This is a genomic window from Nostoc sp. DedQUE02 (assembly GCF_034531035.1).
In the GTDB taxonomy this organism is placed as follows: domain Bacteria; phylum Cyanobacteriota; class Cyanobacteriia; order Cyanobacteriales; family Nostocaceae; genus Nostoc.
On record NZ_JAVRBY020000009.1, the window covers coordinates 132,776 to 156,912 of the forward strand.

The following is a 24,137-nucleotide window of genomic DNA, read 5'->3' on the forward strand; positions in this document are numbered from 1 at the left end:
TTGAATTTTGAATTTTGAATTTTGAATTTTGAATTGATTTCTCCCCTGCTCCCTCCTCCCTATCCCTCTTGCGGATTGCGGTAGCCAAAAAAGTTAATACTATAGTCAGTAATTCTTACCCCTGTTTGTTCTTCAATTTTGCGGATAACATCTTCTGGCAGTTCTACATGAACATCGAGAATTTGATTTGTATCTATACAGTTGACATGACTGTGAGAGTCACTGATGTTGCCGTACAAACGCCCATCACAGCGTTCAATGCACTCAATGATGCCTTGACTTGATAATGCTTCTAAATTTTGATAAACAGAAGTATGACCGATTTCTTTGCCTTGTTGGTTCAAGCGATCATAAATCTCTCTTGCTGCAAGATGTTCATTTGCTTGCCAAAGTAATTCCAGAATAAAGCGACGCTGACGACTGACACGCATACCCAGGATTTGACAGCGCTCTAGCGCATCTTCTAAAGAACGAATTGGTTTTGTAGTGATTGTTTGTTTTTGCATATTACAGCTTGCTAACTGTTGGGTGAATTTTCCCATCTAAATGTTTATTGGTTATTTAATATATGCAATGATATTGCACACCACTCTTTCACCTGTACTGATGTTTTGGCTTTGAATGCTGCGGAAGTGACAGGTGATGATAATGATTTTTTTGATTGTTGACGGCTACTTTGTCAGACCTTAATCTAAAACAAACTCATTACAACTTTAACTTAAAATTGCTGTAAATGTCCACCTTGGGGCAGGCGTAGCCTTACCTAAGTAGGCTAATTCTAATGGCACACCATATTAATAATGTAGTAATTTTTTACATTAAATGTGGGTAATTATAGCAAAGAGAAAAGTAATATTTAACTTGAGCAAAAATCGGTGAAGTGGGTGACTATAGCCAGTAGCTTATATCAAGGCTAGTAACTGGATGTATCTTTGTAATAACCAGCGAAATCAAGCAAAAGTATCAAATAAATTTGAGCAGGTCAGACTTGTGTCTAAACCTTGTAATAAGTTGACCAAATTATCAGCAAAAAAGTATCAGTAAATACTAATTTATTTGTGAAGAAGACTTTGTGCGAGTAAAAATCAATGTAGCGTCAAGCCCTGAAAGCTGCTACTGTAGATCCTCGATCCTACAGTTGAGCATCAAGAAAGTGGCTGCTGAATCAATGACAATTGCGATCGCACTCAATAATGACTTCATTAACAATCTGGATCTATCGCCTGCGTCAACGGTGATTGAAAAACTGCTGCAAGATGGGGTCGCCTCCCATGAACAGCAGCTACGCTTTGATATCAATTACGATCTCGAACCTGGCGATCCACGGGAACTCTCAGAAATTCCAGAGGTGCGGCTATGGTTTGTGCGCCTAGATGCTAAATATCCCTGGTTGCCATTTTTACTAGATTGGAAAGCTGGAGAATTCGCTCGTTATGCCGCCATGCTTGTACCACACCAATTCAGTTCTCAAGAAGGCATTCAGTATAATCCTGAAGCCTTAGAGATATTTTTAATGCATAAAATCTTTATCTTAAGTGATTGGCTCAAACAACAAGACATTCCCAGCCTATCAAGACTGAAATCAATGGCCCAAATGCTGGGTTATGAATTAGATGATGCTTTTTTTGGGATATTTTAACAAGAAAGAATTCAGGAGGAGCCAGTGCGGTCTTCTCCCATTCGTGAGAGGCTAGCGCCAAGGGGTTTCCCCAAGTGGAGCAACTGGCGTTCAGGAGCCAGAATTCAGTATGAATTCTGAACAAAAAAGCGGACTTCGGCATGATATCAGTTGAACGCTAAATCAACGGAATTTATTGCACCCCCATAAAATCTATGATTTTGTGGTCAACTTTCGTAGTAACGGGTGTGAATCTCCCACTTTCTGGTTCTGACTTCTGAATTCTGACTTCTGAATTATTCAAAAAACTACTGGTTTAGCCAGCCCAAATTTTCTCTAAAACTGCGTTTGGTGAAATATCCGCCGTTTTTCCCGTGAGGGATTCAATAGCCAGGAATTTATCGTTTTTCGGCAATAACTTCGCTGGATCGGTAGGCCCAAATATGGCAATGGTATAGGTTTGGACTGCGACACTTAGTTGTAGTGCCGCATTATCAGTAGACAACATCAAATTAGCCCCGGCAATTATAGCAGCTAACTTGCCAATGTCATCTGGGGCAGTCACCTTGATATCTGGAGAAGACTCCAGAAGCGATCGCACAAACTGCTCATCATCAAGTCCCTTAATAACCACCACAGGTAAATCGGGCTGCTTTTGTTGAAAGGCTTGAATAATTTGCTGCCAATTTTCGACTGGGTAGATTTTATCCAGTTCTTTAACCTGGGATAACTGGCCAGAACCGCCATGAATCAGGATATAGCCTGTTTCATGAACCCCTAAACGTTTTTGTTCCTTTTGTGCCCACTCAATATCTGGTTTTGGCACATTTACTGCTAACTCTGGGACAGGGCTATTTATTTCCAACGGTTGCAGCAAGTCGTGGTAAATTGCTGCCGCATACTGGGATGATTTGGACGGCACAGCATGGGTCAGAAAACCCGATCCTTTGCCTTGGTAGCCAATGCGTATAGGAATTCCCGTCAACCAGAGTAAAAGACCCACCAACCAATTTTGCTTAACAGCAATGGCAACATCGTATTCGCGATCGCGAATAGTCCCCACCAAATTACCCCAATCTGCCAGACTGTTACGGTCATTAAAATCAAAGTTCAGCACCTCGTGAACTGACTTGCTCACTCGGTAGGCAGCCTTTGACCGGGGTTCAACAACGACATCTATCTGAGCGTTAGGGTAATTGCGCTTCAGGTCGTCTAGAGTCGGAAAGAAGAGAATTTGGTCGCCAATTCCGCCAGGTACAAGGGCTACTACTCGCATAATATTTATTGACGCTTACTCGCTCCCTATTTTAGGGGAAAATATATAGCTTAAAGATTGAGGAATTCTGTGTATTTACTAATTCCAGCTGCGGGAATAGGAAAAAGAATGGGGAGTAACCGCAATAAACTCCTGCTACTCGTGCGATCGCGACCAATTATTGCTTGGACTCTATTAGCCGCAGAAGCCGCCAGTACCATCACTTGGATCGGGATTATTTCTCAACCTGCTGACTGGTCTGACTTGAAAGCAATTATCGCCGATCTGAAGCTGACTAAACCAGTGGAATTGATTCAAGGCGGCTCCACCCGCCAAGAATCTGTTTACAATGGCTTACAATCCCTGCCAGTAGCCGCAAAACAAGTGTTGATTCATGATGGTGCTAGATGCCTAGCCACACCAGATTTATTTAATTCTTGTGCCGAGGCCATTCGCCATTGTTTTGGTTTAATTGCTGGTGTGCCCGTTAAAGACACCATCAAAGTTGTTGATGAACAAGGCATAATTCAACAGACACCCGACAGACGACAACTATGGGCGGCACAAACCCCCCAAGGATTTGATGTCAAGTTGTTGAAACAGTGCCACGCTGAAGGAGTCCGTCAAAATTGGGAAGTAACTGACGATGCTGCTTTATTTGAAAAGTGTGGCATCGAAGTTCGAATTGTCGAGGGAGAGGAAACAAATTTAAAAGTGACCACTCCACAAGATTTAGCGATCGCAGAATTTATTCTCACAAGTAGAGGCTTTTGAAGAGGCAGAGGGGCAGAGGGGCAGAGGGGCAGGGGAGCAGGGGGGCAGGGGAAGCAGGGGAAGCAGGGGAAGCAGGGGAGGCAGGAAGAGCAGGGGAAAAGGTTAAAGGTTAAAGGGAAAAGGAATAAATTTAATCTTTCCCCTTTTCCCCTTACCCCTTTCCCTTTCCCCATTCCCAATGCCCAATTTGAAATTTTTAAAAAATACTTTGACAATTTACGATATAATGCCACACACTTATTGATTGTTAGTTGTCATGTACTAATGACCAATGACTAATAACCAATGACTAACGACTAATGACTAAATGATTACAGCCACAGCGACGAAGATAGAAGCAATTCTCTACTTAAAGGGTAAACCTTTGTCGCTCGGCGAAATCGCCGAGTATGCCGCGTGCGATCGCGCCAGTGTCAAAGAAGGCATAATTGAACTCATGGACAACTATGCCCACCGAGATAGCGCTCTAGAAGTAGTAGAAACTCCAGATGGTTACAGTTTGCAACTACGGTCTGACTTTCATGATTTAGTGCAAACAATGATACCAGTAGAGTTGGGTGTAGGTGCATTGCGAACTTTAGCAGCGATCGCTCTTAATAGTCCTATACTCCAGAGCGACTTGATTAATCTACGTGGTTCAGGAGTATATCAGCACGTTCCCGAACTCGTCGAACTTGGTTTTATCCGCAAGCGCCGAGACAGCGATTCTCGTTCTTACTCACTCCAAGTAACACCGAAATTTCATCAGTATTTCCAAATAGAACAACTCCCGCAAATACTTTCCAACAACCAGAAGGAAGAACAATTAGAACTAGAACTAGAACTAAAGGCAGTCGGGAGTGGGGATAATCACCAAGTCTAAGTACCAGGGAGGATTTATGGTGAATAGCTAACTGATAGATAATTGGGACAAGAAAGCTATAGCTAGAAACATGGAAACCAAACAGCTAGGAAAAACTGGTATCTTTGTGAGTGCGATCGGTTTGGGTGGTATGCCCATGTCAATTTCTAATCGCCCTCCCGAATCCGAATCAATTCAAGTTATTCATCGTGCCCTGGATCTGGGTATTACATTTATTGATACTGCCGATTCTTACTGCAAAGATGAGTCAGACAAGCATCACAATGAGCAGCTAATTCACAAGGCACTTAGTACTTATAAAGGCGATGTTAGCCAAGTAATTGTGGCAACGAAGGGCGGTTTGATGCGTCCTAATGGCAACTGGACAAGCAACGGCAACCCAGAACATCTACGCCAAACAATTCGAGTCAGTTTTGAGGCGTTGGGTGGTACTAAACCCATCGATGTTTGGCAATACCATTCTCCCGATAGTAATTACACCATTGAAGAATCTCTTGCACCAGTTAAAGAAGCAGTGGAGTCAGGTTTGATTCGGTTTGTGGGAGTTTCTAACTTTTCCGTTGAACAAATTAAGCGGGCGCGGGATGTGGTGGATATTGTTTCGGTGCAGAATCAATATAGCCCTTGGCAACGACAGCCAGAGAATGACGGCGTGTTGAAGTATTGCGAACAGCAAGGATTGACCTTTTTGCCTTGGAGTCCCTTTGGTGGTAGGCGTCGCCATCAGGACTTACAAGATATTGCTGCGATCGCTCAGTTAGCTAAAGAAAAAGGCGTATCTGTGTATAATATCGTTTTAGCGTGGTTGCGTTCCAAATCACCCGCTATTTTGCCAATTCCCGGTGCTAGCAAGGTTTCCAGTATTGAAGACTCGACACAAGCTATCAATGTGAAACTATCTGATGAAGAAGTGCAAAAAATTGATCGGGCAACTTAATCATTCCACTAGCTAATGTTATGTGCTAGAAGTCCTAAGATTTTCGTGCTTTGTTTAGCTGCATAAACTCTTTGATTGCCTGTACTAAGCACATAAAAAAGAAATGATCTTAGAAACACACCGCTTGCTAATGCGTGACTTTATAGAAACAGATTGGCAAGCAGTTTTTGCCTATCAATCTGATCCTTTGTACTTGCGTTACAGCTATTGGACGCACCGTACACAGAAGGAGGTTTGTGAGTTTATCCAGATGTTTATCGATCAGCAAAAAGAGCAACCACGAACAAAGTTTCAATTAGCTATTATCCTCAAAGAAGAAAATCGGCTGATTGGCAATTGTGGTATCCGTGTAAATGACTCGGAAATGCAAGAAGCAAATATCGGCTATGAATTAAACACTCAATATTGGGGACAAGGTTATGCAGCAGAAGCAGCACATACCATTTTAAAGTTCGGCTTTGAAGAACTGGGAATGCATCGGATCTGGTCTTGGTGTGTTGCAGATAATTTTGCTTCTGTAAAGGTATTAGAAAAAATTGGTATGCGTCGTGAAGGTCATCTGCGGGAAAAAGAGTTAATCAAAGGCAAATGGTACGATAACTTTCTTTATGCGATCCTTGACCATGAGTGGAAAGCAAACTAATACTGCTTCTATGAGCTACCTCAGAGACAATATCATAAATTCCTGAGAAATTGAGGGTAAGACAAGTTCAGAGGGTCGCAGAAATGACCAACACTATCCTCAATTTCCAAACAGCAACCGGACACGCAATTTCAGCAGCAGCAGGTAAGAAATATCTTCGTCCTGGTGGACGAATAGCCACAGCTAAATTATTTCAGTGGGCAAATTTTCAGCCTGGAGAGACAGTTTTAGAGCTAGGTTCTAGCTTTGGATATAGTGCGATCGCTTTAGCAAAATACCATAGACCTCTTGGCATTTGTGCTTTTTGCAAGAGGGGGAAAAGGGGTTCATGTTAAAGGGGAAGGGGACAATACAGAACTTTTTCCCCTTCCCCCTTGCCCTTTTCCCGACTTATGCAAGAAGTCTCATGTCAAAGTATTAGGCGTTGAAAAAACTCCTGATAGTGTAGATCGTGCGCTAGAAATGCCACCATTAATGTAATTGAAAGCAGAGGTTTACTGACTTTATCTGGAGAAGATATTGCACTTGAACCTGGTGTTTTTATCTTTATGCCTACTAACGCACCCCATGCCTTAAAAGCTGAAAAAACCTGACATTTTTGCTTACACTTTCTGAGAAAGTTGCAGAGAGTAATTAATTATTGCTGGAGTCTAAAAAAATGCGATCGCTACTTTTAACTTTTGCTGAAAATTTAAATTTTTCTGAAACTCAGTTGGAACAAATACTATCACAGCCTCTAACTAAAGTTCTCAATTCACCTGAATTGCAACAAGAATTAAACAGCTTAGATAGCAATTTGCTTAAGGAAACTTTACCCACCGCTGGAGGAGTTTTAGCTCAGGAATTACCACCTTTTTACAACTGGCTAAAAAATGAGTTGGGAGTCAAACGGGTTCCTGATAGTCCCAATCACACCACAACATGGGTAATTGGTTTTGTTCATAATCAAGAAAGCTTAACTCATTTAGTTAAGTTACACCGTCCAGTACCTCGTTTGGCCTTAGAAGGCTCTGTTCCCCGCTTGGTAGGACTGTTTGAAGGTGTCGAAGATGTGCAAGTTCGGCAGGAATGGCAAAAAGCGATCGCGGCTCTATGTCTTGTTCTAGTTGTCGCCGCACGCGAACAAGATAGAGCAGCTATAGCAGTCTGAATTGCTGTCTACCGTGTGTAGTGGCGCACATCTGTACGCCCCTACTAATCTATATTTCCAGAAGCGATCGCAGCTAATTTATCAGCATTAAGTATAGTAATTATCCCACCACGGTGATAAGCAATTACTGACTTGAGACTTTTAATTAATCGCACACATTCTTCATAAGTAATCCCACTACTTCGAGCCATCCGATAATAAGATAATTTGACTTTTAAACATTCGCCTTGGGAAGTAGATTCAGTTCCAGATTCAGCAGCAAAATATTTAATTAATCTCGCAAGGCGAACAATAGCTCTTTCAGAAACTAATCCGTGGACTGTTTCATGCAATTGCTGAATCCGACTGTTGAAAACCATCAGCATTCGTAAGGCAATTTCAGGATTTTCCTGAATAGCTTTTAATAAAATATCTCGCTCTAAAGTGAGAATTTCACAATCAGATTCAGCAGTTACAGTTGCCGGAGAAATGCCATTTCCCAACAAACCAGGAGCCGCAAAAATTTCCCCAGCAGCTAAGGCGCGAAGAATCGTTTCTTTGCCCGTTGTTGCTGTTTTGGTAACTTGAATCGATCCACTGACAACAGCGTAGAGTTTTGCTGGTAAGCGATCGCCTTCATGGAGAATAATCTCTCCTTTGCGATGGCGTTGCACCTGAGTGTAAGGTTGCAAACTTAATTTCTCTACTGTTTCTAAACCCGCAAACACGATAATTTGCGAAAGTTGTTCCAGAGATGCCTGCATGATTAGCCTGATATTGCCAAGGCTGGACGATGATGAATCCAAGGATTAGCCGCTTCTAATTGTGCTGCTAGGCTGATGATTGTGGCTTCAGCCGCCGGTTTACCAATTAGCTGCACACCGATGGGTAAACCCTTGCTATCAAAGCCTACAGGAATTGCGATCGCAGGTTGTCCAGTTGCATTCGCAGGCGGACAAGGGGCAACCCACTCAATAATATTTTGGAATGTCTCTTCTGGACTCAACGAAGCCCATTCCCCAACGCGGATAGGTGAATGTAAATAAACTGGCAATACCAGCACATCTACGGTATCGAAAAACGCCACAATTTGCCGTGCTATTACCTGCATTTGAGAAACTGCTTGCAAGTACTGGGCAACAGAACCTGTGCGTGCAAATAACCAGCGATTCAATGGTTGCAAGGCTTCAACAGGAAGTCCCGATGCTGCTACCCCAGCTTGCCAAACGATTTGAAATGGTTCGACTAAACCGCTAAAATCTGGGGATTTCTGTTCAACTTGGTGGCCAAGTTGTTCTAATAACTGAACGGTTTGGCGGACACCTTGTTGACAGTTAGCATCAGCTTCTCCTAAAGGAGAAATGCTAGTGTCAAAAGCAATTCGCAAAGTACCGAGTTTTGTCTGAGTGGCGGCGAGAAATGATGGTTCGGGATCTGGCAACCAGTAAGGATCGCCTGTGATATAGCCAGATATGGTATCCAAAAGGGCAGCAGCATCAGCGACAGTCCGGGCGATCGGGCCGTTGACGGCAATCCCAGCTAGGCGTTCGCCTACGGGTGCTTTACTTACCCTGCCCCTGGATGGTTTGAGTCCCACTAAACCACAACAAGCCGCAGGCCCCCGAATCGAACCACCGCCATCAGAACCTTGAGCGATCGCACACAATCCTGCTGCTACCGCCGCCGCCGCCCCACCACTGGAACCGCCAGGGGTGTATTCTAAATTCCACGGATTTCTGGCTGGCGGAAAACCCATAGTTTCACTGTATGGAAACGAACCTAATTCGGAAGTGGCTGTTTTACCGAGAATAGTAAATCCAGCTTGCTTAATCCTTGTTACAACCCCATCATCGTAATTTGGGATATTGTTCAGTAATGCTGGATTTCCATAAGTACAGGTAACACCTGCTACAGCATTGAGGTCTTTAATGGAAATTGGCACACCAAAAAATGGCGGTAGTTCTGAGGTAGTTGTCAATAATTCTGTTTTGGCTTTGGCATCTGCGATCGCTAGTTCTGCCGTCACCGTAAAATAACTTCCTAATTGGGGATTCAACTGCCCAATCCGTTCTAAATATATTTCCACCAACTCTAGCGGTGATACTTCCCGGCGACGGATTAATTGCGCCAACTCTAATGCTGGGGTAAATGCTAAATCAACTTCATTCATACGTTAGTGAATGGGTAATTTTGTCTTTATCGGGGATTTTTAAACTGAAATTGTTACTTTAGCAGGATTTACGGGAATTATACATTTTATAGCTCCTAAAATTTATCACTTAACTAGGATGCTCAGATGCAACAGGCGTGGTTATATTCTTGCTCAAGCCATTTTAATTGTTTCGCATAAACTTTCGACAAATCCCTAAGGGGTATTTATGGCTAACTTAGAAATACTTGTTAGTGAATTGCCAGCACTAATTCAGAATTTAAAACTGACTATTGGCGATTCTAATCAAATTATGGAACAAATTATCCTGATCAATAATGCTCAGGAACAGCTACGAAATATTAAAAAATTAATCGCTCAGGAATTGAAATTTGATCGCATCAAAAGTTCTGCGATCGCCACACTTCCTCGATTAATCACAGTAGCTACTTTGTTTCTACCTCCTCTAGGATTAGTCGATCCAGTTATCGCAGAAAAATTTGGCAATTCAGAAACTCAAATTTCCTTGACTGATTTACAATCAAAAATGGATGGGTGGATTGAATGGGGTTATTTTTTGCAAGCAATAGCAACTGATATTCTCAGTGATATTCAATTAGTAAATCAACTAAATTCTAATATTCTTAATTCAAGCATACCTAATGAATTTAAAGCCATAGCTGAAAGCTTAAAAATTAACTTAAACTTGAGTAAATCTCATATTTTACTAGAGCAAATTCAAAATATTAGTGATTCTCAAAAAAAACTATTACAGTTACAGCAAAAGTTAAATTATATTTTTATTACTATTAAAAATAGTCGAACTTTATTAAATATTTTATTAGGCGTATCAGCTTTCTATGGTAAATCTGGCTTCGCTTTAGAGTGGTTAGATGATGACCACGAATTAATTATATCGAGCGAGGGAAAATTCCAAGAATTGACAGATATCCTCAATGATTGTGATTTCATCCAAGAACAAATTGCTGCTTTAATTATTCGGGGTAATAATTTAAATCAACAGGGAGAACAAGCCCTGAAAAAGATTGAACAGGAAAGTAGTAGAGAAGCAATTAGTAGCCAGGAAGAAAAAATATTATCAAAGTTTTCAACACCAAAAATAATACGTTCAGCTTTGATTATCGCTTCAAGTTTATTAATCTTAACTTTTGCTGGTTTGAAAATTAGAGAGCAACATCTAAGTTCAACTCAAGAAACAAGTGCGTTCGTCGCAGACGATGGCTCGGCCATCGCTAACTTTAAATCTGCTCAACAACTCGGCATGGAAGCAGCTTCCCTGGTTCAAAAGCCACCGCATCCTCTAAAAGTCTGGCAACAAGCAGAAACCAAATGGTATCAGGCAATAATTTTGTTAAAGATAATTCCTGATAAAACATCAGTTTATGACAGGGCAAAGAAGAAATTAGCTTACTATCAAACTAACTATAAATTTATCAGCAAAAGAGTGTTAATTGAAAAGAAAGCTTTAGCAAACTTAGAATCAGCCCATAAGCTAGCAACAGAAGCTAATTTCTTTGTTCGAAATTCACCTCATTCACAACTAAGTCTAAAGCAAGCACAAGATAAATGGCAGCAAGCAATTAGTTTATTAGAAGCTATCCCAGAGAGTACGTCTGTCTCTGTACAAGCTAAAGAGATGCTTTCTATTTATAAAACTAATTATGCGACTACTAATCAGCAGTCCTAAATAATTTGTAAAAAATTATACTAACAAAAAATAATGCGACAAATAGACCATTTGTAGAGGCGCAATTCATCGCGTCTTTACCCAAGAATATGTTGCGGTATTAGATACGATTGCTATATAACGGTTGTTGAATAAATAAAGAGGTAAATCGTTCTTTTTCGACGCTTCACCTCTCAAAAATAAATAATTACAACTAACAATTACACTTTAGAACGGTCAGTTAAAATCTCATAACCAGTCTCCGTTACCAAAACTGTATGCTCAAACTGAGCCGACAAAGAATTATCCATAGTGACTGCTGTCCAACGGTCAGATAATGTCCGCGTGTGTCTCGAACCCGCATTTAAAATTGGCTCAATTGCCAGCGTCATCCCCGCACGGAGTTTAACATTTGGCATCTCACGAGTCCGGTAGTTAAATACTGAAGGTTCTTCATGCAGGTTACGACCGACACCATGTCCAGTAAACTCTTCGACTATACTAAAACCGTTAGCTTTCACATGATCTTCTATTGCTCCAGCTAAGTCAAGCAGGTATACACCAGCCTTAACTTGTTCAATGCCTTTATATAAAGCTTCTTCAGCTACACGAATTAATTTAGCAGCTTCTTCTGTCACTTCACCGACAGCAATTGAAATGCAAGAATCACCATGAAAGCCTTGATAATAAGCGCCCGTATCTACTTTTAATACATCCCCAACCCGAATTACTTTCTTTGGACTAGGAATGCCATGCACTGCTTCATTATTAATGCTGGAGCAGATAGAACCTGGAAAACCGTGATATCCTTTAAAACTCGGTGTTGCACCCATTTCGCGGATGCGCTTTTCTGCATAAGCATCCAAATCAGCCGTAGTCATTCCTGGCTTTACTAGCTCGGCAATTTCTTTTAGAACAGTTGCTACAATTGCTGATGATTGCCGCATGATTTCAATTTCACGCGGCGATTTGATTTCAATTCCTCGGCGCTGTTTTTTCGCAGTTGTAGGCTGAGTCGCTTGAGAAAGTAAGTTACTGAAAATGTTCATGGGAAATTAATAATTACTGGTGGCTCTGACGCTGAAGTATGAATGCTTTCTCTAGATTAATTGAGAAATAATATCTATAATTTAAGTTATTTTAATTCCTGATAGGGATTCTTCAATTTTGGGCGCTAATGTATATAGAATAACATATTTACATACTGCTAATATGTTGGACTTGAATCAAAAACGCCCTAAGTTATTCACGATACACTGCGGAAGTTAGTACGGCTTTGTCTAAAATCAGGGTTGAAATTTAAGCGCAGAGGGACACAAAGGGAAACGCAGTGGTACGCAGAGAATTTGCTACTAATTAATGAAATGTTGTATTTAGCTGAATTATTTTTAATTTTTAATTCTTAATGGCAATCTCTCCAGTCATACCTGCTTCTGTATGTCCTGGTATTGTACAACGTAAGCCATAAGTACCAGATTTCAGGGGCACAAATACCCATTCGGCCTCAGCACCGGGCTTGAGTTCCAGTTCGTGAATGGCTCCTTTGATTTCTACTTTGCCTGCTTCAACTTTTTGTGTCCAGATGCCATCGGCAAAATCTTTAGCAGTAAAATAGTGCTTCAGTTGGCTAGGATTATTAAGCCGTAGTTGATAGCGTTGACCAACCTCAAATGCTAAATGATTTGGCTCAAACTTGAGTTCATTAGCCGAATTACCCAAGCTAACTGTAATTTCTGTAGCTGGTTGTTTGAGCAAATCGCCAGACACATTCGCCGCCATTGCTGGATTAACAGCGATGAAATTTAGAGTTAAGAACAACGTTAATATTACGTAGTTAGACTGTAATATTTGCAGCCAAAGAGTATTGGGAAAAGTCAGAGATGTAATTACAATTTGGTATAAATAGTTGTAAACTTTCATCGTAGTTCTCAAAAGGCAATGCTGATGAGCAGGAACAATTAATAGGTAGCGGGAAAAACCACTTTACCCATTCTTTATATTATCCATGCTCAGTGCCCATCTCTATCTAATGCTTTTCTCTGGTAACACAGATGGGCCAGCAGTGACTACTACGATTTGATTCGGGTGGAGTAACTCACGAGCCGCTTGATTAACTTGCTCAAGAGTGACTTTGTGGATTTTATCAGTGAACGAGTGCAATTCTACTTTTTCTAGTCCGTAGACCTCATTCATCAGAATTCTATCTGTTAATTCCTCTGGGTTTGCCAGGGAAACGTTGTAGCTGCTCATCAGGGTGCGTTTAGCTGTTTCTACTTCTAGTGCAGTGACACCTTGTTGATGGATTTGCTGTAGAATTTGGCGGGTACTAGCGATCGCTTTAATGCTATCTTCGGGGCTAGTCTGCATCTCAATCAAAAATACGCCTGCATTCTTAAGAGCTTGGAAGTAGCTATAAATTCCATAGCTCAAACCTTGGCGATCGCGCACTTCTGCACCCAGTCTACTAGATAAGGTATCGCCTCCCAAAATCTGGTTCAAGACTAAGGCTGCGTGAAATCGAGGATCGTAACGGTTAATGCCTGTGTAACCCATATAAGTTACAGCTTGGGTTTTATCTGGTAAAACTGGGTTGACACTGACTATTTTCTCTGGCATTGCTACCGGAGGATATTTTAATGTGGGTGCTTGACCGCTAGCTTCCCAGTCTCCAAACTTATTTTTAATCAGCGATCGCACTTTGTCTAGATCGAAATCTCCCACCAGCGCCAACACTGTCGTATCTGGACGATAATGTTTAGCTTTGAAATCAATCACATCCTGGCGCTGAATCTGCTGTAAACTCTCCTCTGTGGCAAAGGTGTGTAAGGGATGTTTTTTCGGATAAATTGACTGAACAAATATTCTTCTAGCTACTTCTGATGGTTCATCTAATTCTTGTTGCAGTTCAGTTAAAGTTTGTTGGCGATGCAATTCCAATTCTTTGACTGGAAAGGTACTATTTTTTACAACATCTGCCAATATTTCAAGGAGTATTGGCAAATCAAGAGCTAAACTATCACCTTCGATATGCACACCTTCGCGGTTGGCTTGAAAGTCTAAACTCGCCCCTCGCTCTGCTAAGACTCTAGCAATAGTTAAGACATCCTTGCTTTTAGTACCACTGAGCAAATTTTCTGCCACAAAAGCAGCCAGTCCAGCTTTATTTTCTGGATCAAATTCTTTCCCGGCTTGAATGTGACCGCTCAGGGTAACGGTGGGAGTACTATGATCTGGTAACAGTAATATCCGCAGACCATTGGTCAATTTAAATTCCTGTGGTAATACTTGGGCGATTGCATCTGTAGCCAAATCCACAGGCGGTAAGTATTTCATCACCTCAGAAAAAAGCACAGGTGCGCCAAGAGAGAAGTTTTCTGTAGTTTGGCCTGAGTCTGGTTTGTCAGCAACTTCTGTGATTAGCTTCTGGGTTGGTTCAAAAAAGCCTACTGTCCGGGCTTCTTTTGTCAAGTATTTGTTAATGACAGCAACAATATCTGTCGGCTTCAGCAAACGGACGGCGGCTAAATAGCGGTCTGTGTAGCGATAATCACCAACAGTTGTCTGATCATTGCCCAATCGCATTGCTTGAGAAGTGATATCACGATTACTCAAAATTACATCTGCGGTTAATTGGATTTTAGCTCGTTCTACTTCCTCAGATGTCACGCCTTTTTCTGCTACATTGGCGATCGCACTACTCAACATTGAGTCAATTTTTTTCAAATCTTGTTTAGCTCCAGCTGTCACCAACACCTCATACCAACCAGATTCTCGCAAACTGGTAACGGAGGCTGTAATTTCACTAGCTAAACCCGACTCAACCAATGCCTGATAAAGTCTCGAATTCCGTCCTTCAGTCAAGATGTAATCCATCACATCCAGCGCTGGGACATCTGGTTGATTTGCATCTGGTAGCGGATACACAACTTGCAATAGTCGCCCTGCTCCCGGTTCTCGCAATACTATCGGAGATGAGGGAGAAACTCCTGCTCTGTGCCCCCTGGTCACTGAGCGCAGCCGAAGTGTGCCCCTTGCCTCCTGCTTCCTGCCTCTGGTCACTGAGCGTAGCCGAAGTGCTGCCCCTTGCCTCGGTACTTTCCCAAAAACCTCTTTAATTATTTCGAGGGCATTTGCAGTTTGAAAATCTCCAACAATCACTAAGACAGCATTATCGGGACTGTAAAAATTGCGGTAATATTTCTCTACCTGCTCAACTTCAAATTTCTCGACATCAGCTTTTGTGCCACCTACAGGCAAACCATAAGCATGATTGGGAAACACCGCCTGCATAACAGCGCGGTTGAGGCGATATTCTGGACTATTTTCGTAACCCTGCAACTCGGAAATTACTACCCGCTTCTCACTCGCGAGTTGCTCTGGCTCAATCTGGGAATTTTGCATTCTATCTGCTTCTAGCACCAATAGTGCTTTCAGCTTGTTTCGTTCCACAGTACCGTAATATACAGTTTGGTCATAACTGGTGAAAGCATTGGAATCACTACCTAAAGCACTAAACAAACGTCCAAATTGAATTGGACGATTTACAGTGCCTTTAAACATCATGTGTTCGAGCTGGTGGGCAATGCCATTCACGCCCGGTTCTTCGTTGCGTGAGCCAACCTTGTACCACACCTGCACCGTCACTACTGGCGCAGTATGAACTTCCTTTGTCAGGACAGTTAGACCATTCTCCAGCACTGTCTTGCGGACATTTTCTGTCAGTGTTGAGGGCATTATTCTTTTTGCTTGCAAGGTTAACTGATATTTTTCTTTGTTAGATATAACTGGATTTTGGCTATGAGCAGGTTCATCACTCAAAAAGAAAACAGCTACTAGCCATAAACTTAAAAGTAATAACGGCAAGGGATATTTATAAAATTTGGAAAATCCATACATGTATTTAGCATATATATCTGTAAATTAAGTTACATAGTCATTTTTGTGAATGACTACAGTTTAATCTGGCAAAAAAAATATTAGCAACAAAGGTAATAAAAAAGCTAATTTATGGGATTTTTGCTAAAATCCGAATGAATTCCAGAGGTAAGCCATCAGTATCGGCGATGAAAGCAACTTCGTAAATGCGATCGCCTATTTGCTGTTGTGTCGGTTCTAAAAGTATCTTCAACGGTTGTAATTCTTCAGTTTGATTCTCAGCAGCTAGTAATACACGTTCTTGTAAATTTGTCAACCAACTAGGCAAATCTGGTGTAATCTCGGTTAAATCGAACGAGAGATGATAGTAACCTACATAATGCTCATCAGCAAAAGCATCTGGGGCTGGTTTTGGTTCGGGAATTTGGATCAGTTCAATTCTGCCGCCCAATCCTTCCATCCAGCAAGCTAGAGTGTAGCCTGTGGTAAAGCGTTCTGAGATTGTAAACCCTAAATGTTCGTAGAAAGCGATCGCTCGATGAATATTGGCAGTCCGAATAGAAACGTGATGCATATTAGTCCTTAGTCCTTAGTCATTTGTCATTTGTCCTTTGTTATTCACTAATGACAAATGACTAATGACAATTGACCATTATTCAAACAACCTGAAATAAGGGTAGCGCACAGGGACGCCAGGCTCTTTTTCCAAGTCAAAATTAATCACTTCCCAACAGGGATCTTCTGAAGTATCGGGGCTAAACTCCACGGGTAAACCGTACAAACGCGCAGCAGTAGCTTCTGGTTGTCCAGAACGCCAAGGTGTGCTGCGTTCCAAGTAGCCACTCATCAATTCCTGATAGCGTCGAGCAATAATTACTCGTGTTGCTCGAAAGCCTTGAGTATAGAGCTTGTCTAATGCTTCGTGAATTTCAAAGCGAATACCATCGGGATGAGTATGCTGTCTATACCATTCATTATTCCATCTTCGCCAATGACGCCCCGATTGCAAATGGATTAACTCTCCATTTTTAGGATTAGCTTCAAACGCGCCATGACGAGGACACAAATAGGTATCTGTTAGTGTCAGCGCCGGAATAGCCTGGCGACAATGGGGACACTGTATTTCCGGCCCAAACATCGGGTACTGCAAACCTGGATTCATCATGAAGTGCGTACAAACATAATTTTGTCTTCAGCAGCACTAGCGGGTTGGATTATACACATCGGCTCAACCACTTTGGGTTACTTGCTCACTGCTGCATAGACACGCAGTTGCGCCAGTAACATTCCTCACTAGTGTTTTCCTCAGCGTAGAGGCTTGACGCTGTGATATCCTGGTTGTGCAACCAGCCTCAAAGGTTGGAATTTCTCCAGTGTTCCTGAGTACCATATTAATATTCTATCGTGTCTACCGCTTCTTACTGGACATCTCCTGATTTTTCTCAAGCTGCCTTCATCGCCGCCAATGCTGTTGTTATGGGTTCGGTAAATATAGCCGCAGGAGTGAGCATTTGGTATGGAGCAGTGATTAGGGGAGATGTAGAACGGATTGAAATTGGCGAATACACAAATATTCAGGATGGTGCAATTTTACATGGTGATGCTGGTTTTCCGACAATCTTAGAAGATCATATTACCGTAGGGCATCGCGCTGTGGTACATTCCGCTTACATTGAGCGTGGAAGTTTGATTGGCATTGGCGCAGTGATTTTAGACGGGGTAAGAGTGGGTACTGGTAGCATTATCGGTGCTGGGGCAGTGGTAACTAAAAATGTACCGCCTTTCTCCCTAGTTGTCGGTATTCCTGGTAAAGTTTTACGTCAAGTAACAGATGTTGAAGCCGCAGAACTGATTGAACACGCCAAACGTTACCAAAAGTTAGCTTTAGTTCATGCTGGCAAGGGTACTGATATTGGTTTTAGCAAGGCTTCAGAAGGGGGATGAGGGAGCAGGGGAGAAATCAATTCAAAATTCAAAATTCAAAATTAAAGAACTTCTGCCTCCTGCCTCCTGCCTCCTCTTTCCCAATGCCCAATACTTCGACTACGCTCAGTACAAGTGCCCAATGCCCAATACCCCATAATTTAAACATTCTTTACATTTGGATTTGGAAAAGTTGCCCACTTCAGCTAAAAATAAAAATGAGAGCAGTTGACAAAACTTTAATTTCTACTTAAAAGAGGAGTTCTAGATATGGATATCGATTACCGTATAGCGATCGTTTTAGCACCAGTTGCCATTGCCGCTAGCTGGGCAGTGTTTAATATTGGCGCTGCGGCTTTAAGACAAATTCAAGGCTTTTTGGATAGAGAAGCTTAAATTTATTAATTGGGCATGGGGCACTTGTACTGAGCGACTTGCCTTGACTTGTGGCGAGCGAAGTCGAGGTAGCGAAGTCGAAAGGAGTCGAAGTATTGGGCATGGGGTACATGAGCAGGGAGAAGGGTGCAGAAAAGAGGAATTTTCCCACTGCTTCTGCTCCTCTGCCTCCCCTGCCTCCCCTGCTCCCCCTGCTCCCTCATCCTCCCACTCCTTACTCCCCACTCCTTGGATATCGATTCTGTAATACAACCCCTACAACGCTTTGGCGTCCATCTAGGACTCGATCGCATTGTCAATCTATTGGCAAATCTTGGCAATCCCCATCACCAAGTCCCGGTAATTCATGTTGCTGGCACTAATGGTAAAGGTTCGGTTTGTGCCTATATTTCCTCCGTACTCACTGAAGCTGGTTATCGTACAGGACGCTACATTTCCCCCCATTTAGTTGATTGGACAGAACGTATTTGTCTGAATGAGCAGCCAATTACTTCTGAGGAATTGAGTCAATTTTTAGAAAAAGTCCAAGCGGTTATTCGCCCTGATGACGAATCACCAACTCAGTTTGAAGTAATTACGGCGGCTGCTTGGTTATATTTTGCCCAGCAGCAAGTTGATGTGGCAGTGGTAGAAGTCGGACTAGGAGGGCGCTTAGATGCGACTAATGTCTGCTTAGAACCTTTAGTTACGATCATCACTTCTATTAGCCGGGAACACTGGCAGCAACTAGGCCCTACTATCGCTGATATTGCTAGAGAAAAAGCTGGTATTCTCAAACCTGGATGTGCCGTTGTGGTTGGGCCATTGCCACCAGATGCCGAGAAAGTTGTGCGATCGCGTGCCTTAGAATTAAAATGCCCGATTTTTACGCCTCAACCCGCGCGTCAACTAGGCTCAGGATGGGCAGAGTATCAAACTATTCAAAATTCTAATTTAATTAAATACCCGTTACCGTTAGCGGGACAGATTCAATTAACTAATTCAGCTTTGGCTTTAGCCGCGTTAGAAATTCTCCAACAACAGGGTTGGCAGATTTCTGAAGAAGCCATAACTAACGGTATGGCCAAAACTAAATGGCCGGGGCGGATGCAATGGACTACTTGGAAAAACCATAAATTATTAGTTGATGGCGCTCATAATACCGCCGCCGCCCAAGTTCTCCGCCAGTATGTCGATAGCTTAGACGCATTTAACCACAAACCCGTCAACTGGGTTATGGGAATGTTTGCCGATAAGGATCATACTGACATTTTTACCGCTTTACTGCGACCAGGCGATCGCCTTTTTTTAGTGCCAATACCAGTAGAACCTTGGCCGGGTAGAACTTCTGCTGATTTAGACTACTTATCAAACTTAGCTTACAACGTCTGTGCGGAATTAAGCGATCGCCAAATCCATCCAGATTTACTCACAGCACTAGAAGCCGCAACCTCAACCACAGAAGATTTAATCGTTTTGTGTGGTTCCCTTTATTTAGTAGGCGATTTTTTACAAGTAGGGAATAGGCAATAGGGAATAGGCAATAGGGAATAGGGCATTAAATTTCTTCCCCAATCCCCAATCCCCAATCCCCAGTACCCAGCGATGCACTGAGCTTGTCGAAGTGTCCCCAATCCCCAAATTCATCTCAGATCCCACTCTTGCGCCGCATCTTCTACAGCTTTATCTACAGTCTTCTGCCCTAACATTGCTGCTTGCAAATTCTCATAAACTGCTTTTTGCAGTTTATTAAAATCCTTCAAGGTAGGGGTTAATATTTCTGCTTGTTGTAGTTCTTTTGCACTGAGAAATCGCGCTTTTTCTACTGTTGAAGCATTAGCTGAAACATCTTTAAAGTAAGTATCAGACAATGCTTTGATTGTAGAAGGTAAGACATTTGCAGCTTTAGCAAAAGCTAACTGATTTTCGTCATTGGTGACAAATAAAGCAAATTTTACAGCGCCATCTGGTTGTTTGGTATCGCGGGGAATAACTATATTCATTACCGCGACATTTTTCTTGCCTGTGTTGCCAGTTATTTGAGGTGCTATTCCCGAAGCTTGAGCAATTTTTGGGGCATTATTTGCGATCGTTTTCAGGAACTCTGGGCCAGAAGCTAGAAGCGCAGTCTCTCCAGATTGGTATAAATCGATTGCGTGGCGATGTCCTTGGGTCAAAGCTTCTTTAGGAAGTAAGCCTTTTTTATACAAGTCTACCCAATACTGAAATGCTGCCTTTCCTTCTGCTGAATTAAACGCCGCTTTCCCATTAGCATCTATTAGAGTGACTCCCATTTGCACGAAAGCTTCCAACACTTCACCAGAATCTTGTGGTACGAAAGTCACAAAAAAGGCATATTTCCCCGTCTTATCTTTAATTTGTTGAGCTACTTGTGCCAATTCTGCGTAGGTCGCAGGGACTTTATTGATACCTGCCTGTTTTAATAAATCAGTGTTATAAATGGTTAACCGTGTGGTGAGATACCAGGGAATCCCAAAACTCTTGCCATTAAGTATGCTTGCTTTCCAGATATTCGGCAAATAGGAGGAACGTACATCATTTGGGACTTTCGCATCTAAATCTAACCAGGCATTTCGTCCGGCAAGTTGGGAAGCAAAACCCGGATTTAAGTTGACTACATCAGGTGGCGTTTTTGCAGAGACAGCTGTTAATATTTTGTTCTCCATTGCTGCCCAAGGTACATCAACCCAGTTAATCTTTATACCTGGATTTTGCGATTCAAAATTCGCAATTAGGCTTTTGAAGTAGTCGGTAAATTGAGGTTGGAGTTGCATTGTCCAAAACTCAACAGTTGCCACTCCTGAAGTAGCTTGTTTTGTACTTGTACTAACATTGCCTGTGCTGCAACTTACAATCCAACTGGTTAATAAGCCAAGCAGCACCAAAGCAACAAGTTGTTTAAATTTTCGCAATTGAATCATTTTCCCAGTATTTTTACGCTTGATCAGTGTGAAAAGCTTAGACAGAATTGTTGAGATTATAGGCTAAATAAATTACCCGTAGAGACGTAATATATAACGTCTTTACTACAACAAAATTAAATTTTCAATTTAGCAGTCCAGCGGGCACAAATGTGGTAAAAAGCTTCAAAAGTCTGTTTGGCAAATCAAAGAAAGGGGTCGGCATTGAACTTGCTCCCGAACGGGTGAATGTAGTTCAGCTACGCAAGCAAGGTCAAGGCTTGAAACTAGAAACTTTTACATCGGTAGCAGTTCCAGAAGGCGTAGTTACCGATGGTCAAATCACCGACCCCGCAGCAATGGCGCAATTAATCCAGCAGGCGCTAACTGAGAGCAAAATCAAAACTTCTCGCGTTGCCACTGGTGTACCAGGGCGAGATTCTATCGTTCGGATAATACCAGTGCCAGCAGAGTTAGATGATAAAGAACTGCGAGAAATGGTGCTGAACCATGAAGCAGGTTTGTATTTACCCTATCCTCGTGAAGAGGCTGATGTAGATTATCAGAAACTTGGGTATTTTGTAGATGAAGATGGCATTGAAAAAGTACACGTACTCCTAGTTGCCACCCGGAAGGAGATAACGGATACCTATATAAGTACTTTCGAGCAGGCAGGGTTACAAATTGATGTTTTAGAAATTAACAGTTTTGCTCTGATTCGGACTATTCGCGAACAACTGCGACAATTTGGCCCGCAAGAAGCAGCAGTACTAGTTGATATCGAGTTCGATAGTACAGAAATCGCCATCATCGTTAACGGAGTACCGCAATTTTCGCGCACAGTCCCAATTGGGACTTATCAAATGCAAACTGCCTTAGCAAGGGCAATGAGCTTACCTACATCACGAGATATGGAACTGTTACACGGAATGGTTATTCCCCAAACTTCCTTAGACGGCGGTAAAACTGGCGTTACCGAACTCGATCCTGGTATGGCAGCCATATTGAGAGTCTTGGGAGAACTAACGGATGAACTGCGCCGTTCCATCGATTTTTACCTCAATCAAAGTGAAAATTTGGAAGTAGCACAGATTATATTAGCTGGGCCAGGAGGTGGACTCCAACAACTAGATGAATTCTTTACCCAACGATTGAGCTTGCCAACTAGCCAAATAGATCCAATCGGGTCTTTGTCTTTAGAAGTTGACACTGATAAATATCCACAGGTACAACGCTCTGGGTTGGCGATCGTACTCGGTCTAGGAATGCGGGAGGTGTAATAAAATGTACAGCCTAGATGTTAACTTTCTTAAAGACCGCCCAGCATACCAGAAAAATCCAGAGAAAAAGAAAGGAATATCCCTAAATTTACCTACGGGGAATTTAACACCAGTGTATGTGGGAGTTGCGCTAGGTGTAGGTCTTCCAGCTTTATTGGGAGTTGGTTGGTGGTTGCTACAAGGGAAGATTGTTGAATTAGATGGTCAGATAGCACAACTAGACCAAGAAAGCAAGAGATTAGATACAGAAATCGGAAATCTGAACAAAATCAAAGCTGAGACGAATGTAATTAAAGGGGAAACCCAAGCTTTAGTTAGTGTCTTTGACCAGATTCGGCCTTGGTCAGCAATGCTGCAAGATTTACGCGATCGCATTCCCGCAGCAGTGCAAATTGAGAACATCAAGCAAATCCCACCGATTGCAGCAGCGCCAGGCCAGCCACCCAACAATCCCGCCGGAGGATTAGAAATTAACGGATTGGCTCGTTCCTTTAATGATGTCAATGATTTCTTATTGAGTTTACAACAGTCTCAGTTTTTGAAGTCCACAGAAACCAGAATTTTGACAGCAACCTTAGTAGAAGCTCCCTTAACATCAAATGCAGGTCAATCTTCTACTGCTGTCATAATTAAACCACCACAAGTAGTTAAATACACTATCCAATCGAGTATGAACGACGTTCCAGCGTCGGAATTAATTCGGGAGTTGGAAAAAAAAGGCACAGTGGGGTTAGTGACTCGAATTCGTAATATGCAACAAACAGGAGTCATTCCAAAATGACGCTGAGTGATGATTTAAATTTTGCCGAACATGGTGGGGAATTCGATCAGGCAACGCCAGCCTCACCTGTGGTATTTGGTATTGCCTTCACACCAAAAATTATTGGGATCTTGGTGGGGGTAATTGGTATAGCAGGAGCAGGTTATATATTGTTAAACCTGCTGATGCCAGCTTGGGAAAGCTATCAGCAGCAGCAAGCCAAAAGCTCTGAACTGCAAGGGCAAATTGAGCAAAAAAAAGCCAATATCAAACAGATTGACAAAGTTAAAGATGAATTAGCACAGGCAAAAGAGCAAAAAGTTCAGGTTTTAAGTTTATTTGCTAACGAAAAAACCTTAGATACATTGCTATTGGATCTAAACCGCTTAATTGAGTCTGGCAATACTCCAACTTCTATTTATGCAGTCAGAGCCAAACTGAAGAAATTTGTGCCGATTTCCCCTAAACCAGAACCGATTATCGATGGAAGTCTAGGGTTACAGGTTAACGGCAAGCTAAAACGCAGTAGTATAAATGCCGAGATTACAGCAACTTATGAACAAACGCAATCGATAATTCGTAACATTGAGCGTTTACAGCCTTTGTTAATAGTTAAAGATTATCAAGCAACTTTGGCTCCAGCAGAATCAAGATCCCCATTAGATAAAACGCCGATACAGGTAGGCCCAACAGCGCTTAATACATCATTCCAGTTACAGGTATTGATGCCACTTACTCCCGAAGAAATAGCAGCAGCAGCAGCTAAAGCTGCTCCGAAAAAGTAGCTATACAGGCAAAGTCCGCAGAGGCGAACTAAGGGTAAATTGAGGGTCTTAAACCCACGGAGGTGGGTAAAGCTTCGTGTAGGCAAGCCAATGCATTGGGCAAACAGCGTTGTGTGTTAGCGCAGCGTTCGCGAGTAGGAGCGTCGGCAATCAAGTCTAAGGGT

General features: G+C 42.2%; 24 protein-coding genes. 14 read left to right on the plus strand and 10 right to left on the minus strand.

Annotated features, from left to right (window positions below):
* Nucleotides 1-59: 59 nt before the first annotated feature.
* Complete coding sequence (locus RMX98_RS11095) at nucleotides 60-506, minus strand: Fur family transcriptional regulator (protein WP_322678282.1); 447 nt, start codon at nucleotides 504-506, stop codon at nucleotides 60-62.
* A 662-nt stretch (nucleotides 507-1,168) separates the two neighbouring features.
* Here RMX98_RS11095 and RMX98_RS11100 point away from each other — a divergent pair.
* Complete coding sequence (locus RMX98_RS11100) at nucleotides 1,169-1,639, plus strand: CRR6 family NdhI maturation factor (RefSeq protein ID WP_322678324.1); 471 nt, start codon at nucleotides 1,169-1,171, stop codon at nucleotides 1,637-1,639.
* Nucleotides 1,640-1,934: 295 nt separating this feature from the next.
* Here RMX98_RS11100 and RMX98_RS11105 read toward each other — a convergent pair whose 3' ends face one another.
* On the minus strand, nucleotides 1,935-2,894 hold the full coding sequence (locus tag RMX98_RS11105; RefSeq protein ID WP_322678283.1) for a glycosyltransferase family 9 protein: 960 nt from the start codon (nucleotides 2,892-2,894) through the stop codon (nucleotides 1,935-1,937).
* A 69-nt stretch (nucleotides 2,895-2,963) separates the two neighbouring features.
* On the opposite strand from RMX98_RS11105, the gene ispD reads away from it, so the two are divergent.
* The 6 genes from ispD to RMX98_RS11135 all read left to right on the plus strand — a co-directional run bounded on the left by ispD (nucleotide 2,964) and on the right by RMX98_RS11135 (nucleotide 7,239).
* Nucleotides 2,964-3,647: a 2-C-methyl-D-erythritol 4-phosphate cytidylyltransferase gene (ispD, locus tag RMX98_RS11110; protein ID WP_322678284.1), complete on the plus strand. Its 684-nt coding sequence runs from the start codon at nucleotides 2,964-2,966 to the stop codon at nucleotides 3,645-3,647.
* A 307-nt stretch (nucleotides 3,648-3,954) separates the two neighbouring features.
* Complete coding sequence (scpB, locus tag RMX98_RS11115; protein ID WP_322678285.1) at nucleotides 3,955-4,509, plus strand: SMC-Scp complex subunit ScpB; 555 nt, start codon at nucleotides 3,955-3,957, stop codon at nucleotides 4,507-4,509.
* A gap of 70 nt (nucleotides 4,510-4,579) precedes the next feature.
* Nucleotides 4,580-5,446 carry an aldo/keto reductase gene (locus RMX98_RS11120; RefSeq protein WP_322678286.1) on the plus strand — a complete coding sequence of 289 codons (867 nt, stop codon included), beginning with the start codon at nucleotides 4,580-4,582 and terminating at the stop codon, nucleotides 5,444-5,446.
* A 103-nt stretch (nucleotides 5,447-5,549) separates the two neighbouring features.
* Entirely contained in the window at nucleotides 5,550-6,089 is a 540-nt protein-coding gene (locus tag RMX98_RS11125) for a GNAT family protein (protein WP_322678287.1), read from the plus strand.
* Nucleotides 6,090-6,172: 83 nt separating this feature from the next.
* A complete protein-coding gene (locus RMX98_RS11130) occupies nucleotides 6,173-6,424 on the plus strand; it encodes a hypothetical protein (RefSeq protein WP_322678288.1) in 252 nt (83 codons plus the stop codon).
* Nucleotides 6,425-6,747: 323 nt separating this feature from the next.
* Complete coding sequence (locus RMX98_RS11135; RefSeq protein WP_322678325.1) at nucleotides 6,748-7,239, plus strand: hypothetical protein; 492 nt, start codon at nucleotides 6,748-6,750, stop codon at nucleotides 7,237-7,239.
* Between the two features lie 44 nt (nucleotides 7,240-7,283).
* Here RMX98_RS11135 and RMX98_RS11140 read toward each other — a convergent pair whose 3' ends face one another.
* Complete coding sequence (locus RMX98_RS11140) at nucleotides 7,284-7,982, minus strand: Crp/Fnr family transcriptional regulator (RefSeq protein ID WP_322678289.1); 699 nt, start codon at nucleotides 7,980-7,982, stop codon at nucleotides 7,284-7,286.
* A 2-nt stretch (nucleotides 7,983-7,984) separates the two neighbouring features.
* Complete coding sequence (locus tag RMX98_RS11145; RefSeq protein ID WP_322678290.1) at nucleotides 7,985-9,388, minus strand: amidase; 1,404 nt, start codon at nucleotides 9,386-9,388, stop codon at nucleotides 7,985-7,987.
* Nucleotides 9,389-9,596: 208 nt separating this feature from the next.
* Here RMX98_RS11145 and RMX98_RS11150 point away from each other — a divergent pair, with 208 nt between their 5' ends.
* Nucleotides 9,597-11,075: a hypothetical protein gene (locus tag RMX98_RS11150; protein ID WP_322678291.1), complete on the plus strand. Its 1,479-nt coding sequence runs from the start codon at nucleotides 9,597-9,599 to the stop codon at nucleotides 11,073-11,075.
* A 200-nt stretch (nucleotides 11,076-11,275) separates the two neighbouring features.
* On the opposite strand, the gene map is transcribed toward RMX98_RS11150, so the two are convergent.
* The 5 genes from map to RMX98_RS11175 all read right to left on the minus strand — a co-directional run bounded on the left by map (nucleotide 11,276) and on the right by RMX98_RS11175 (nucleotide 17,094).
* Nucleotides 11,276-12,103, minus strand: coding sequence for a type I methionyl aminopeptidase (gene map, locus RMX98_RS11155; RefSeq protein ID WP_322678292.1), 828 nt, complete (start codon nucleotides 12,101-12,103; stop codon nucleotides 11,276-11,278).
* A 346-nt stretch (nucleotides 12,104-12,449) separates the two neighbouring features.
* Nucleotides 12,450-12,974: a plastocyanin/azurin family copper-binding protein gene (locus tag RMX98_RS11160; RefSeq protein ID WP_322678293.1), complete on the minus strand. Its 525-nt coding sequence runs from the start codon at nucleotides 12,972-12,974 to the stop codon at nucleotides 12,450-12,452.
* Nucleotides 12,975-13,076: 102 nt separating this feature from the next.
* A complete protein-coding gene (locus RMX98_RS11165; protein WP_322678294.1) occupies nucleotides 13,077-15,950 on the minus strand; it encodes a pitrilysin family protein in 2,874 nt (957 codons plus the stop codon).
* Nucleotides 15,951-16,059: 109 nt separating this feature from the next.
* A complete protein-coding gene (locus RMX98_RS11170) occupies nucleotides 16,060-16,503 on the minus strand; it encodes a VOC family protein (protein WP_322678295.1) in 444 nt (147 codons plus the stop codon).
* 78 nt (nucleotides 16,504-16,581) lie between these two features.
* Nucleotides 16,582-17,094 carry a TIGR02652 family protein gene (locus tag RMX98_RS11175; RefSeq protein ID WP_322678296.1) on the minus strand — a complete coding sequence of 171 codons (513 nt, stop codon included), beginning with the start codon at nucleotides 17,092-17,094 and terminating at the stop codon, nucleotides 16,582-16,584.
* A gap of 239 nt (nucleotides 17,095-17,333) precedes the next feature.
* Between RMX98_RS11175 and RMX98_RS11180 the strand changes: the two genes are divergently transcribed.
* From RMX98_RS11180 to RMX98_RS11190, 3 genes are all read left to right on the plus strand, one after another.
* A complete protein-coding gene (locus tag RMX98_RS11180) occupies nucleotides 17,334-17,873 on the plus strand; it encodes a gamma carbonic anhydrase family protein (protein ID WP_322678297.1) in 540 nt (179 codons plus the stop codon).
* Between the two features lie 249 nt (nucleotides 17,874-18,122).
* Nucleotides 18,123-18,248, plus strand: coding sequence for a photosystem II protein Y (locus tag RMX98_RS11185; protein ID WP_069072075.1), 126 nt, complete (start codon nucleotides 18,123-18,125; stop codon nucleotides 18,246-18,248).
* A 228-nt stretch (nucleotides 18,249-18,476) separates the two neighbouring features.
* Nucleotides 18,477-19,760 carry a folylpolyglutamate synthase/dihydrofolate synthase family protein gene (locus tag RMX98_RS11190; RefSeq protein WP_322678298.1) on the plus strand — a complete coding sequence of 428 codons (1,284 nt, stop codon included), beginning with the start codon at nucleotides 18,477-18,479 and terminating at the stop codon, nucleotides 19,758-19,760.
* Nucleotides 19,761-19,870: 110 nt separating this feature from the next.
* Here the strand turns inward: RMX98_RS11190 and RMX98_RS11195 are convergent, their stop codons facing one another.
* Nucleotides 19,871-21,169 (minus strand): sugar ABC transporter substrate-binding protein, encoded by a 1,299-nt coding sequence (locus RMX98_RS11195; RefSeq protein WP_322678299.1) that lies wholly within the window; start codon nucleotides 21,167-21,169, stop codon nucleotides 19,871-19,873.
* A gap of 152 nt (nucleotides 21,170-21,321) precedes the next feature.
* On the opposite strand from RMX98_RS11195, the gene RMX98_RS11200 reads away from it, so the two are divergent.
* From RMX98_RS11200 to RMX98_RS11210, 3 genes are read left to right on the plus strand one after another with little or no spacing between them, the layout of a single operon-like run.
* Nucleotides 21,322-22,428: a type IV pilus biogenesis protein PilM gene (locus RMX98_RS11200; RefSeq protein ID WP_322678300.1), complete on the plus strand. Its 1,107-nt coding sequence runs from the start codon at nucleotides 21,322-21,324 to the stop codon at nucleotides 22,426-22,428.
* Nucleotides 22,429-22,432: 4 nt separating this feature from the next.
* On the plus strand, nucleotides 22,433-23,209 hold the full coding sequence (locus RMX98_RS11205; RefSeq protein ID WP_322678301.1) for a PilN domain-containing protein: 777 nt from the start codon (nucleotides 22,433-22,435) through the stop codon (nucleotides 23,207-23,209).
* Nucleotides 23,206-23,973 carry a pilus assembly protein PilO gene (locus RMX98_RS11210; RefSeq protein ID WP_322678302.1) on the plus strand — a complete coding sequence of 256 codons (768 nt, stop codon included), beginning with the start codon at nucleotides 23,206-23,208 and terminating at the stop codon, nucleotides 23,971-23,973. Before RMX98_RS11205 ends, RMX98_RS11210 begins: the two co-directional genes overlap by 4 nt.
* Nucleotides 23,974-24,137: the final 164 nt, after the last annotated feature.

Bases quoted from the DNA above. Each gene is read 5' to 3' on its own strand.
- RMX98_RS11210 (WP_322678302.1), top strand. From the start codon at position 23,206: ATGACGCTGAGTGATGATTTAAATTTTGCCGAACATGGTGGGGAATTC.
- RMX98_RS11105 (WP_322678283.1), bottom strand. From the start codon at position 2,894: ATGCGAGTAGTAGCCCTTGTACCTGGCGGAATTGGCGACCAAATTCTC.
- map (WP_322678292.1), bottom strand. From the start codon at position 12,103: ATGAACATTTTCAGTAACTTACTTTCTCAAGCGACTCAGCCTACAACT.
- RMX98_RS11140 (WP_322678289.1), bottom strand. From the start codon at position 7,982: ATGCAGGCATCTCTGGAACAACTTTCGCAAATTATCGTGTTTGCGGGT.
- RMX98_RS11095 (WP_322678282.1), bottom strand. From the start codon at position 506: ATGCAAAAACAAACAATCACTACAAAACCAATTCGTTCTTTAGAAGAT.
- RMX98_RS11165 (WP_322678294.1), bottom strand. From the start codon at position 15,950: ATGTATGGATTTTCCAAATTTTATAAATATCCCTTGCCGTTATTACTT.
- RMX98_RS11205 (WP_322678301.1), top strand. From the start codon at position 22,433: ATGTACAGCCTAGATGTTAACTTTCTTAAAGACCGCCCAGCATACCAG.
- RMX98_RS11125 (WP_322678287.1), top strand. From the start codon at position 5,550: ATGATCTTAGAAACACACCGCTTGCTAATGCGTGACTTTATAGAAACA.
- RMX98_RS11100 (WP_322678324.1), top strand. From the start codon at position 1,169: ATGACAATTGCGATCGCACTCAATAATGACTTCATTAACAATCTGGAT.
- RMX98_RS11145 (WP_322678290.1), bottom strand. From the start codon at position 9,388: ATGAATGAAGTTGATTTAGCATTTACCCCAGCATTAGAGTTGGCGCAA.
- RMX98_RS11195 (WP_322678299.1), bottom strand. From the start codon at position 21,169: ATGATTCAATTGCGAAAATTTAAACAACTTGTTGCTTTGGTGCTGCTT.
- scpB (WP_322678285.1), top strand. From the start codon at position 3,955: ATGATTACAGCCACAGCGACGAAGATAGAAGCAATTCTCTACTTAAAG.
- RMX98_RS11120 (WP_322678286.1), top strand. From the start codon at position 4,580: ATGGAAACCAAACAGCTAGGAAAAACTGGTATCTTTGTGAGTGCGATC.
- RMX98_RS11135 (WP_322678325.1), top strand. From the start codon at position 6,748: ATGCGATCGCTACTTTTAACTTTTGCTGAAAATTTAAATTTTTCTGAA.
- RMX98_RS11185 (WP_069072075.1), top strand. From the start codon at position 18,123: ATGGATATCGATTACCGTATAGCGATCGTTTTAGCACCAGTTGCCATT.
- RMX98_RS11170 (WP_322678295.1), bottom strand. From the start codon at position 16,503: ATGCATCACGTTTCTATTCGGACTGCCAATATTCATCGAGCGATCGCT.
- RMX98_RS11130 (WP_322678288.1), top strand. From the start codon at position 6,173: ATGACCAACACTATCCTCAATTTCCAAACAGCAACCGGACACGCAATT.
- RMX98_RS11160 (WP_322678293.1), bottom strand. From the start codon at position 12,974: ATGAAAGTTTACAACTATTTATACCAAATTGTAATTACATCTCTGACT.
- RMX98_RS11175 (WP_322678296.1), bottom strand. From the start codon at position 17,094: ATGATGAATCCAGGTTTGCAGTACCCGATGTTTGGGCCGGAAATACAG.
- RMX98_RS11150 (WP_322678291.1), top strand. From the start codon at position 9,597: ATGGCTAACTTAGAAATACTTGTTAGTGAATTGCCAGCACTAATTCAG.